This window comes from Sphingomonas sp. Leaf230 (genome assembly GCF_001421745.1).
Taxonomy (GTDB): Bacteria; Pseudomonadota; Alphaproteobacteria; order Sphingomonadales; family Sphingomonadaceae; genus Sphingomonas.
Genome location: NZ_LMKW01000001.1, coordinates 444,516 through 456,713 on the forward strand (window position 1 = coordinate 444,516; position 12,198 = coordinate 456,713).

9 protein-coding genes are annotated in these 12,198 nt (G+C 66.5%); 5 read left to right on the forward strand and 4 right to left on the reverse strand.

Translation table 11 applies throughout. From position 1 onward, the window contains the following. Positions 1–13: 13 nt before the first annotated feature. The gene (locus tag ASE82_RS02075) at positions 14–1,222 is read right to left on the reverse strand and encodes a cation:proton antiporter (RefSeq protein WP_056058235.1); all 1,209 of its coding nucleotides are present in this window, start codon (positions 1,220–1,222) and stop codon (positions 14–16) included. A gap of 248 nt (positions 1,223–1,470) precedes the next feature. Between ASE82_RS02075 and ASE82_RS02080 the strand changes: the two genes are divergently transcribed. Then, entirely contained in the window at positions 1,471–2,391 is a 921-nt protein-coding gene (locus tag ASE82_RS02080) for a right-handed parallel beta-helix repeat-containing protein (protein WP_056058238.1), read from the forward strand. Between the two features lie 131 nt (positions 2,392–2,522). On the opposite strand, the gene ASE82_RS02085 is transcribed toward ASE82_RS02080, so the two are convergent. Beyond that, positions 2,523–4,151, reverse strand: a complete 1,629-nt coding sequence (locus ASE82_RS02085) for an alkaline phosphatase family protein (protein ID WP_082441184.1) — start codon at positions 4,149–4,151, stop codon at positions 2,523–2,525. A 108-nt stretch (positions 4,152–4,259) separates the two neighbouring features. Here ASE82_RS02085 and ASE82_RS02090 point away from each other — a divergent pair, with 108 nt between their 5' ends. From ASE82_RS02090 to ASE82_RS02105, 4 genes are all read left to right on the forward strand, one after another. Continuing rightward, positions 4,260–6,308, forward strand: coding sequence for a protein-disulfide reductase DsbD family protein (locus ASE82_RS02090; RefSeq protein WP_200910635.1), 2,049 nt, complete (start codon positions 4,260–4,262; stop codon positions 6,306–6,308). Positions 6,309–6,539: 231 nt separating this feature from the next. Beyond that, the gene (locus ASE82_RS02095) at positions 6,540–8,060 is read left to right on the forward strand and encodes a circularly permuted type 2 ATP-grasp protein (RefSeq protein ID WP_056058246.1); all 1,521 of its coding nucleotides are present in this window, start codon (positions 6,540–6,542) and stop codon (positions 8,058–8,060) included. After that, positions 8,060–8,995: an alpha-E domain-containing protein gene (locus ASE82_RS02100; RefSeq protein ID WP_056048449.1), complete on the forward strand. Its 936-nt coding sequence runs from the start codon at positions 8,060–8,062 to the stop codon at positions 8,993–8,995. Before ASE82_RS02095 ends, ASE82_RS02100 begins: the two co-directional genes overlap by 1 nt. After that, the gene (locus tag ASE82_RS02105; RefSeq protein WP_056058249.1) at positions 8,995–9,804 is read left to right on the forward strand and encodes a transglutaminase family protein; all 810 of its coding nucleotides are present in this window, start codon (positions 8,995–8,997) and stop codon (positions 9,802–9,804) included. The genes ASE82_RS02100 and ASE82_RS02105 overlap by 1 nt, the downstream gene beginning before the upstream one ends. 228 nt (positions 9,805–10,032) lie before the next feature. On the opposite strand, the gene ASE82_RS02110 is transcribed toward ASE82_RS02105, so the two are convergent. Next, on the reverse strand, positions 10,033–10,809 hold the full coding sequence (locus ASE82_RS02110) for an arginyltransferase (protein WP_056058252.1): 777 nt from the start codon (positions 10,807–10,809) through the stop codon (positions 10,033–10,035). Positions 10,810–10,936: 127 nt separating this feature from the next. Then, complete coding sequence (locus ASE82_RS02115) at positions 10,937–12,196, reverse strand: threonine ammonia-lyase (RefSeq protein ID WP_056058254.1); 1,260 nt, start codon at positions 12,194–12,196, stop codon at positions 10,937–10,939. Positions 12,197–12,198 lie beyond the last annotated feature (2 nt).

Here is a 12,198-nt window from a genome sequence, read left to right on the forward strand (position 1 = left end):
AGTAGCGTGGTGCTTACCCGCTCTTCCCCACCAACCCCACCAGCTTCTTCAACTTCGGCGCAACCACAGGCACGGTCAGCATCGTGCTCGCCAGCGCCATCAGCAGCAGCGCGGTAAACGTCTCATTCGTGATGATCTTCTTATCCAGCAGGATGTTGACGAAGATGATCATGATCAGCGCCTTGGTCTGCAGCAGCCAGCCGATCGCCGATGCCTCCCCCGGGCGCCACTTCAGGATCCGCCCGGCGGCGTGAACGCCCGCCAGCTTGCCGCCGACAGACGCGACCAGCAGCAATGCCGCCGCGCCGAACACTGCGTACCCGCCAACCGCCCACTGCGTCTTCAACCCGGTGGACAGGAAGAACACCGGCATCACCGCAAGCAGCACGAAATGGCGGAATTGGTCCATCTTCGCCGTGGTGAACCATTTCGAATCGAGCACCGCGCCCGACAGGAACGCGCCGACCATGAAGTGCAGTCCCGCCCAGTCCGCCGCAAACCCGCAGCCGGCAAGCCAGATCAGGCTGACATACCAGCGATCACGCTCCTCAATCAGCGCCATCAGTTTGCGCACGATCAGCGTCGCGACCGCAAACCCGACCAGGAAACCACCCTGCCGCCCGACCCGCTCCCAATCGAGCAGGATCAGCGCCAGCACGCCCCAAATCGCGATGTCGTCGAGGCTCGCATAGCGCAGGATCCGCTGGCCGATCGGCTGGCGCAGCACATCTAGTTTTTCGAGGAACAGTACGAGGATCGGCAGCGCGGTCACCGCGCAGGCCATGCCGATGCCGAGCACCACCTGCCACGTCCCGCCGTCCGGCCCGCGCCAGCCGGGGTAGCGCAACATTAACACCGCTGCGATGCTGCCGGTGATCAGCGGCACCGCGAGCGCGAGCCCTGCGGTCACGCCGGTCTCGCCGCGCCGCTTCCATGCCTCGCCAAGATCGAGTTCGATCCCTGCGACCCACACGAACATCATCACCGCCCACCACGCGATGCCGTTCAGAGAGCCCAAGGTCGCGGGCGTGAAGACCGTCGCGTAATAGTCGGGATAGGCCGCGCCGAGCACGCCCGGCCCGAGCAGGATGCCGCCAAAGATCTGCACCACCACCAGCGGCGCCCAGTAATCGGTCCGCCCGAGCCGCCATACCAGATACGGCACGGTAAAGATGATGAGTATCGCGAGGAGGAAGACCTCCGTCGGCGTCATGGCGTGCATGTGGATCCCCCGCGCCGGTCGGTTCCCCCCGCCGGCTTTGTTACGGTAGCGGTATTATGCGTTCGACGCGGGCACGGCAATATGCGGACATCGGGATCGACCCATCCCGGTTCATTCTTTCCAATGCTTCATAACGGGACAGGCGTCGTCGAAGCGCGGCGGACGGACTGGTCGAAGCGCGACGTTCCGTGCGATCACGCAGCCCATATCGTCGGCGGGCCACCGCTGCGGAACGAAGAGGATCTCGGATGAAACGATCGTTGCTCGCCCTCGCGCTGTTCACCGCCCCCGCGTTCGCGCAAAGCTCCGCGCCGTTCACGATCGACGGGCAGGGGTTCGCGACGTTGCAGGAGGCGGTCTCGTCGATCCGGCTGGGCACCGCGACGATCCTGATCGCGCCGGGCACGTACCGGCAATGCGCGGTCCAGGCCGGCGGCCACATCACCTTCAAGGCGATCAAGCCCGGCACCGCGATCTTCGAGAAGGTTGCCTGCGAGGACAAGGCCGCGCTGGTCCTGCGCGGGCAGGGCTCGGTCGTCGATGGTCTCGTCTTCCGCGGCTACCGCGTATCGGACGGCAACGGCGCCGGGATCCGCACCGAGATGGGCGACCTGACCGTCACCAACGCGATGTTCCTCGACAGCCAGGAGGGTATCCTCGGCGGCGAGCCGACCGCCCAGAAGATCCTGATCGACCATTCCACCTTCGCCGGTCTCGGCCAGTGCGACGAATCGCCCGGCTGTTCGCATGCGATCTACCTCGCGAACAAAGGGAGCGTGACGATCACCAACTCGCGGTTCGAGCGCGGTACCGGCGGGCATTACGTCAAGCTGCGCGTGCCGACCGTGTCGATCACCGACAACAGCTTCGACGATACCGCGGGGAAGAAGACCAACTACATGATCGACCTCCCCGAAGGCGCGACCGGCCTCATCGCGCGCAATACCTTCGTGCAGGGGCGCAACAAGGAGAACCATACCGGGCTGATCGTGGTCGCGGCGGAAGCGCAGACGTACCGATCGACAGGGTTGCGGGTCGAGGGGAACGACGCGAGACTGTCGCCTGGGGACAGTAGCAGCCCGGCGTTCTTGGCGGACTACAGCCACGACAAGCTCGCGCTTGGGGCGAACCGGCTGGGCACCGGGTTGCGAGCGTTCGAGACGCGGTAGCTTGCACGCTGGCCGGAGCGATCGTTCGAGGTAGCACGCCCCAAAAAGCTTGTTCTCCCGCGAAGGCGGGAGCCCAGTCTGGGCTCCCGCCTTCGCGGGAGAACAAGCTTTGCAGTGAAGGTGCGCGGCGCTCAGTTGCCGCAGGTACTCGCAGCACCCGGATCGAGATCCAGACAGCGCCCATCCAGCCCGCTAACCGGCAACCCGATCGTCGCCGCCAAGGTCGGCACAATATCCACCGTCTCCACCGAAAGCGGTTGCTCGAACCCCGTCATCCCCTTGCGCCAGAACAGGATCGGCACGCGGCGGTCGTAATCCCAAGGCGACCCATGCGTTTCGACATAGCCGCCCGCCGGCGACACGATCGTCGTCACGCGCGGCTTGAGCAGCACCACCATCTGCCCCGACCGCTCCGGATAGAACGACGCCCGCGCCCGCTCGATCAGCGTCCATGTCTCGGGCGGCGACTTCGCCATCGGTGTCGCCATTATTTCGGCGGCCGAGTACGCACCCGCGATCTGCGGCATCGCGCGATAGCGACGCAGCGCCTCCGCAAGCACCTTCGCCTGCGTCTTTGCCGGCAGCGCGTCGTCGATATACACGTCGCCCTCGGTCCCGAGCAGCACGTTGCCCGGCAGCCCCATGTCCTTGGCGATCGCGGTGCCGACCTGCTTGGCGAGGACGTTCTCGTCCATGTGCGCCTCCATCGGCATCGCGCGCTGCTGCTGGCGTTCGGTCGCGTCGTGCGCGCCGTGATCCGCGGTCAGCACGACCTCGTAATCGACCCCGGTCTCATCCATCACGCTAAAGAAGTCGCCGAGCGTCTTGTCGAGCTGCGCCATCTGGATGCACATCTCCGAGCCCTGCGTGCCATAGGTGTGCCCAATATAGTCGGTCGCCGACGCGCCGATGTCGATGATGTCGGTCTGCGGCCCCTTGCCGAGCTTCATGTCCTGCACCAGCGCCGCCGCCATCGCGAACACCGCGGCGTCCGAGGCCGGCGACACGCGGAAGCCCTTCGCGTCACCGGCTTCACGCTCGAAGCGCCCCTGGCCGTAGGTCTTGCCCGCGATCACGATCGGATGGTTCACGCCCGCGCAATAGCCGGGCAGCGGCAGCGCCGCCTGAGGCTTGGCGATCAGCGCTGCGACCGCATCGCGCGTGCGCTGCACCGCCGGCGGTACCGCGCGCGCCGCGTACGAAACGTACGTCTTGCCGTCCCACCACCATAGCTCGTCGACCTTGTGGCCGCCCATCATCACCGCCGCGCGATCCTTGCCCGCGACCGAGACCGAGCGCGTCCGCGGATCGCGCGCCTTCATCATCTCGCCGAGCGTCGGCACCTTCAGGTGCATGTCGGACACGGTGTAGCTGTCGTGTGTGCTGCCCGTAACGCGCTCGTCCTCCGAGCAGTAGACGACCTTGTCGGGCCGCCCCGCGCGCTGGTCGATCCAGTTGTTGGCGATGATGCCGGTATGTGCAGGCCGCATGCCGGTCAGGATCGTCGAGTGGCCGGGGCAGGTCTCGGTCGCGGCATGGCTCTGATACCCGCTCGGGAAAACCGCGCCGTTCAGCAGTCGTGTGAAGCCGCCCGTATAGTGATTGCGATATTGCTGGAACAAGTCGGCGGCGAACTGGTCGACCGAGATCGCGACGATCAGTTTCGGTGGAGTCGTCGGGGTCGCCGCGGGGGGCGCCGCCGTCTGGGCAGAGACCGAAGAAGCCGAAGTCAGCAGGAGCGCGGCGATAAGTGCTTTCACGAACAGTCCTTTAGCCAGCGACATCCCTCGATCGAGGCCGTCGCTTTGAAGTGCAATACGACAAGGTCACCGCTATGGCTTTGCGCGATGAACGAAACAAGGATGGCCATGCGCGGATTACGTTGCGCCGTGATGACGGTTTTGCTGGCCGTCTGCGGGCTGGCGAGTGCGCCCGCGCTTGCTGAATCGCTGAACGGCTCCAGCCAGCATCTGATGATGAAGCTGGTCGCCGAGAGCGATCACCCGAAGGCCGGCGCGCCGCTGACGATCGCGCTCGCGACGACGCCCGAGACCGGCTGGCACGGCTATTGGCGCAACCCCGGCGATGCGGGCTTTCCGGCGACCTTCGACTGGACCTTGCCGCCGGGCGCGAAGGCAGGCGAGCCCGAATGGCCGGTGCCAACGACGCTGCTGATCGCTGGCCTGATGAACTATGTCTACGAGGCGCCCTATGCGCCGCTCGTGACGATCCAGGTCCCGGCGGGGCTAGCGGTGGGAACCAAATTCCCGGTTCGCCTGAAGACGAGCTACCTCGTCTGCTCCGCGACGATCTGCGTGCCCGAAGAGAAGGCGCTGTCGCTCGATCTTACGATCGGCGACGGCGCGCCATCGCAGGCCGCCGCGTTCGCCGGCTGGCGTCAGGCGATCCCCAAGCCGCTCGATGCCGGCGCGACCTACGCGGCGAGCAACGGGACGATGCGGATCGCGGTGCCGTTCCCGGCGAGCGCGAAGATCGACAAGGCGTATTTCTTCCCCGTCACCACCGGCGCGATCGAGAACGGCGCGGCGCAGACCGTCACGCGCGACGGCGACCGCCTGACGATAACGACGAAGGTCGCCGCCAACGCCAAGACCGGCGGCCCGATCGAGGGCGTGCTCCGGATCGGCGACGGGCAGGGGCTCGGCGTAAAGGCGACGCCCGGCGCGGTGGCCGAAGCGGCCGGCGGCGACGCAACCAGCGCCAGCGGCGAGAGCCTCTGGCTGACGGCGCTGATCGCGTTCGCCGGTGCAGTGCTCGGCGGCCTGATCCTCAACATCATGCCCTGCGTGTTCCCGATCCTCAGCCTCAAGGCGCTGAGTCTTGCCCGCGGCGGCGCGAGCGAGAAGGACGCGCGGGGCGAAGCGCTGGCCTACACCGCAGGCGTCGTTCTGGTGTGCCTCGGTCTCGGCGGCGCGATCCTGGCCTTGCGCGCAGGCGGCTCCGCAGTCGGCTGGGCGTTCCAGTTGCAGCATCCCGGCGCCATCGTCGCACTGCTGCTGCTGAGCACCGCGATCGCGTTCAACCTTGCCGGGCTGTTCGAGGTCCCGACTCCGCGCTTTGCCGGTGAGAGTGGCGCAAGCGGCGCATTCGCAACCGGAGCACTTGCCGCGTTCATCGCAACGCCGTGCACCGGGCCGTTCATGGGCGCGGCGCTCGGCGCCGCGCTGGTACTGCCGTGGCCGGCGGCGCTGGCCGTGTTCGGCGGGCTCGGGATTGGGCTGTCGCTTCCGTTCCTCGCGATCGGGTTCATCCCCTCATGGCGGCGGTGGCTGCCGAAGCCCGGGGCATGGATGGAGACGTTCCGCCACATCCTGTCCGTGCCGATGTTCCTGACCGCGATCGCGCTCGGCTGGGTGCTCGGGCGCCAGACCGGCGCGGACACGCTGACGCTCGCGTTGGTTGCCGTGCTCGCGGTCGGCGCGGTGCTCTGGATCGGCGGCTCGCGCCAGCGCAAGGGCAAGTCGTTCGGCGTCGTCGCGCAGGTCCTGCTGCTAGTGGTGTTCGTAGGCAGCGCCGTGCTGATCTCACGCGCGCCGCCGGTTGCCGCGAAGACGGCTACCGCGGGCGACGAGGCGTTCACCGAGGCCAAGCTCGCCTCGCTGCGCGCCGAGAAGCGCCCGGTGTTCGTTTACTTCACCGCCGACTGGTGCCTGACGTGCAAGGTCAACGAGAAGGCCGCGATCGACACCACCGGCGTCCGCGACGCCTTCGCCAAGCACAAGGTCGCGGCCTTGATCGGCGACTGGACCGACGGCGACCCGGTAATGGGCCGCTTCATCCAGGCCCACAACCGCGCCGGCGTGCCGCTGTACCTATACTACGCGCCGGGCGCAGCCGAACCCACCGTCCTCCCGCAGGTCCTCACGCCGGGCCTGCTGAAGGGATTGGGCGCCTGAACCGATCCTCCCCCGCAAGGGGGAGGTGGCGCGAAGCGACGGAGGGGGAGGAACACGCAACGGAACTCACCCTTACCTCCCCCTCCGTCTGGCAAGCGCCAGCCACCTCCCCCTGGCGGGGGAGGATTGAACGGTCACCAGCCGACCAATGCTTACACAGAAGGACTTGTGCAGCGCAGCGATGCGTTGCAGCATGGAACCGCAACGCTTGATGGGGAATTGACCGTTTCGATGGGGAAACAAGCGTTCGACGAGATCATGGGCACCCCGGGCGACACGACCGCCCGGCCCCAACTGGCGGCTCTCGGCAAGTGGATCGAGGATACGCCCGACGCCGAGCTGCGACGCCGGCAGGAAGCCGCCGAGACGACGTTCCGGCAACTCGGCATAACCTTCGCGGTGTACGGCGAGAATGAAGCAGCCGAGCGGATCATCCCGTTCGACATCGTCCCGCGAGTATTCCTGCATGACGAATGGACGCGGTTGTCCGAAGGCCTCGTCCAGCGCGTCGAGGCGATCAACGCGTTCCTCGACGATATCTACGGCGAACGACGCATCTTAAAGGAGGGCATCCTCCCCGAAGACCTCGTGCTCGGCAACGCGCAGTTCCGGCCCGAGATCGCCGGTATCCGCCCGCCGCACGGCGTATGGGCGCATATCTGCGGGATCGATCTCGTCCGCACCGGCCCCGACGACTTCTTCGTGCTCGAGGACAACGCCCGCACGCCGTCCGGCGTCAGCTACATGCTGGAAAACCGCGAGGCGATGCTCCGGCTCTGCCCCGAACTCTTCCGCGAGTTTCGCGTCGCGGCGGTCGACAGCTATCCCGACCTGCTGCTCGAGACGATGAAGTCGGTCGCGCCGCACGGCACGGGCTCCAACCCGACCTGCGTGCTCCTGACCCCCGGCCACTACAATTCCGCGTATTACGAGCATAGCTTCCTCGCGGACTCCATGGGCATCGAACTCGTCGAGGCCGCCGATCTGGTGGTCGACGACGATATCGTCTGGATGCGGACGATTGCCGGGCGGGTGAAGGTCGACGTGATCTATCGTCGGATCGACGACGATTATCTCGACCCGCTCGTGTTCCGTCCCGACTCTGCGCTCGGCGTCCCAGGCTTGATCGCAGCGTACGCTGCCGGCAACGTCGCGATCATGAATGCGCCGGGCAACGGCATCGCCGACGACAAGGCGATCTACAGCTACATGCCCGACATCGTGAAATTTTACTCCGGCGGCGAGTGCAAGCTGCGCAACGTCGAGACGTGGCGCTGCCGCGAACCGCAGGCGCTGAAGTTCGTCCTCGACAATCTCGAAGACGTCGTCGTCAAGCTGGTCGACGGCTCGGGCGGCTACGGCATGCTGGTCGGCCCCACCGCCTCGAAACAGGAAATCGAGGATTTTCGCGCCGCGCTCATTGCGGAGCCACACCGCTACATTGCGCAACCGACACTTGCCCTGTCGACCGTCCCGACGATGGCACAAGGCGGCCTCAGCCCCCGCCACGTCGACTTCCGCCCCTTCGTGCTGAGCGGCGCGAAGGGCGTGCAGGTCGTCCCCGGCGGCCTCACCCGCGTCGCGCTCAAGGAAGGATCACTCGTGGTCAATTCCAGCCAGGGCGGCGGCACCAAGGACAGTTTCGTGCTCATGGCCGACCAGTCGCAGCGGATGAACGCCAGTGGGATGACCCAAACTATGGGCGGCATGACGCAGACGCTCGGTGGACAGACCTCCGGCGGGACCGTCTGATGCTCTCGCGCACCGCATCCTCGCTCTACTGGCTCGGCCGCTATTTTGAGCGTGCCGACTTCATCGCCCGTCTGGTCGAAGCCACCGTTCGCCTCGACGTGCTCTCGTCGCAACCCTCGGGCGACGCCGCCTGGGCGTCCGCGCTGGCCGTCACCGAAACCGACGAGGCGTTCGCAGCGACCGGCGTGGAAATTGGGCAGCGCGACGTCGTGCGCTTCCTGACGCTCGATTCGAGTCATCCGGGATCGATCGTCCGTTGCCTAGACATGGCGCGCAACAACGCCAAGGCGGTCCGAACCGCGCTGACGCGCGAGGCCTGGACCGCGATCAACCGCGCATGGCTGCTGTTCGAGAACCGCGCCACGCCCGGCAGCACGACCTCGCAGCTGAACCTCGTCGAGGCGGTCAAGAACGAGACCCGCGGGTTCGAGGGTGCCGTCCATCGCATGCTCCGCAACCAGACGACCTGGTTCATCCGGCTCGGCCAGGCGGTCGAGCGCGCGGACAACACCGCGCGGCTGCTCGACGTCAAATATCACATCCTGCTGCCCGAGGGCGAGCGGCTCGGCGGCGCGATCGACCGTGACCAGTGGACGACGATCCTCCAGACGGTGTCCGCCGTCACCGCCTATCGCTGGCTCTACAATGACGGGCTTCGTCCCGCCGACGTCATCGACCTGCTCCTTGCCCGGTCCGAACTACCGCGCAGTCTCGCCGCGTCGGTTGAGGAGACCGTCGACGTGCTTAACCTCCTCGCCAAGCGCACCGGCAACCACGGCGAGGCCGACCGGATGGCACGGATGCGTGCGTCGCGGATGGCGAAGACACGATCGGGCGAGGTCATTGCCTCCGGGCTGCACCAGTATCTCCAGGCGTTCATCGCCGAGAACGCGTTGCTGCACGGCGCGATCGGCCGTCAGTTCAAGTTCCTCTGATGCGGCTGTCGATCGACCATCACACGATCTACCGCTTCGCGCAGCCGCAGGGTCGCTTGGTGCAGATGCTCCGCCTCACGCCCGAGAACACGCACGATCAGACGGTCGCGTCGTGGCGGATCGACGTCGATTGCGATGCGCGGCTGCGGCCGGGGCGTGACGGCTTCGGCAACGCGGTGACGATGCTCTACGCCGAAGGGCCGGTCGACGGGATCGAGATCACCGTGAAAGGCGAGGTGCTGACCAGCCATTCCGACGGCGTCCTGCACGGCGTCCACGAAACGCTCCCGCCCGCGCTGTTCCTGCGGTCCACCGAGGCGACCGTCCTCGATACGGCAATTGCCAAGTTCGCGGCCAATTCGGCCGAGGGCGCACGCGACCGGATCGGCGCATTGCACCGTTTGAACCGCGCGTTCCATAAGCGCTTCGCATTCGACGCCGGACGTCCGGAACCCGGTCGGACGGCCGCCGCGGCGTTCCGCATGGACAGCGCCACGCCGCGCGACATGGCGCAGATGTTCGCCGTCGCCGCGCGGTCGCTCGGGGCGCCGGCGCGGTATGTGTCGGGGTATCATCACAACGATCACGAGGTGGTGCATCTGCCGACGCCGCACGGCTGGGCCGAGGCGTTCGTCGACGGACTCGGCTGGGTGGGGTTCGATCCGTGCACGGGGATGTCGCCTGAGGAGCACTATGTCCGCGTAGCGATGGCGCTTGATGCGGCTGGCGCTGCGCCGGTGGCGGGCTCGAGGTTGGGCGAAGGTGGCGAGGAACTCGACGTCGACGTCGTGGTCCAGCGCGAGGACTAAGATGTGTTTCCCCGCGAAGGCGGGGGCCCAGACTGGGCTCCCGCCTTCGCGGGAGAACAAGGGGCAGGAGTTCTCGAGGGTACCACCCCGGCGAAGGCCGGGGCCCAATTGGCAAGGTGGTCGTGATGGAGCGCTGCACTCAATTAGCGGTGTTTCCCAATTGGACCCCGGCCTTCGCCGGGGTGGTGGTCTTGGGACGCGGGAGTGGACTAATTTAGTACCCCAACTTCAAACCAACGCCGCAACCCGCGCAGCCTTCGTCACCAGATCCGCATCCTCCAACCGCCGCCACCCCGCCGGCCCCAGCACTTCCAACGGCCGGTACCGCGTCTTGTACTCCATCCGCGGCGAGCCCTTCACCCAGTATCCAAGATACACGTATGGCAGCCCGGCATCGCGGGCCCGCAGGATGTGATCCATAATGATGAAATTACCGAACCCCGGTCGCGCCGCGTCGTCCGCCGCAAAGAAGCTGTAGACCATCGACAACCCGTCAGCCTGGCGATCGGTCAGGCACGCGCCGATCAGCGCGCCCTGAACGCCGCCGACGCTAGGCTCGCGATATTCGACGATCACCGAATTGACCGGCGAATGCTCGATCATGTCGGCGTAATCGTCCTCGTCCATACCCGCCATGCCGCCGCCCGGATGCCGCGTCCCGAGGTAACGGCGCAGCAACTGGAACTGCTCGTCGGTCGCCCACGCCTTGCACGCCGTCACCTCGATATCGCCAAGCCGCTTGAGCAATTTGCGCTGCGTCGCGTTGGGCACGAACTCGTCCGTCACCACGCGGACCGAGACGCATGCGGTGCACCCCGCGCACGACGGCCGATACGCCACGCCCTGGCTGCGACGAAAGCCGATCCGCCCTAGCGCATCGTTCAACTCGTTCGCGTGCGGACCGGTCAGTTCGGTGAACACCTTTCGCTCCTGCCGATCCGGCAGATACGGGCACGGCGCAGGGCTGGTGACGAAAAAGCGCGGGAAACGGAAAGGCGCGGTCACCGAGCGAAAAGTCCTTCAGGCAGGCGCGATCAGCCGCGTCGCCCCGTATATGGCCGCCCAGCGCAAACGTACAATCGGTTTACCACGAATGTCGGTTAACGCGGTAAATCACCGTATCAGAATGGGATTATGCCAGCTCGACGGTCGACGTCTCGTACCCGCCAGCCCGCAATGCCCCCACCAGCCGATCGAGGTGAGCACGGTCGCGAAGCTCGCATTCGATGTCGGTGATGAGCCCCTTCGCCGGCAGCGTCGTGAAGACGCGCTGGTGATAGATCTCGATGATGTTGACGCGTTCCTGGTCGAAGATCCGCGCGACATGGAACAGCGCACCCGGCTTGTCCTGCAGCCGGATCCGCAACCGCGCCAGCCGCCCCGACCGCGCCAGATCGCGCAGCAACACGTTGGCGAGCAACCGCGTATCGATATTGCCACCGCACAGCACGATCCCGACGGTCTTCCCGGCAAACCGTTCGGGATGCGACAGCAGCGCGGCGAGCCCGGCGGCACCCGCACCCTCGACCACCGTCTTCTCGATCTGAAGCAGCAGGCTGACGGACTCTTCCAGGCTGCGCTCGCTGACCAGCACGATGTCGTCGACCAGCTCGGCAACGATCTTCGAAGTGATCGCGCCCGGTTCCTTGACCGCGATGCCCTCGGCCAGCGTATCGCCGGCGCAGGCCATATCGGTGCCGTTGATCCGGTTGTACATCGACGGGAACAGCTCGGCCTGTACGCCGACGACCTCGATCGGGTGTCCGCCGGTCTGCCGGCTCAAAGCGCGCGCGACCGTCGACATGCCGGAGATCAGCCCGCCGCCGCCGATCGGGATGACCAGCGTGTCGAGTTGCGGCACGTCCTCCAGCATCTCGATCGCGACGGTGCCTTGGCCGGCGATGACGCGAGGATCGTCGAACGGGTGGACGAAGGTGAAGCCGCACTCACCCTCCAGGATGCGAGCGTGGGCATAGGCCGCGTCGAACGTCTCGCCGTGCAGCACGACGTTGGCGCCGTGGCCCTCGGTCTGCATGACCTTCACGGTCGGCGTGTTGGTCGGCATCACGATCGTCGTCGGAATGCCGAGTCGGTTGGCGTGATAGGCCAAGCCCTGCGCGTGATTGCCCGCCGACGCGGCGATGACGCCCTTGGCGCGCGCTTCGGCCGACAGCTGCAACAGCGTGTTGAGCGCACCGCGCTCCTTGTACGCTGCGGTGAACTGGAGGTTTTCGAACTTCAGATACACCGTCGCGCCGGTCATCTTGCTCAGCGTCCTACTGATCAACGTCGGGGTGCGGACGATCGAGTCACGGATCCGGTCATGCGCGACGCGGACGTCGTCGATCGAGACGGGGAGGGCGGGTGCCGCTACGGCAGCGTGGGTAGCCATGC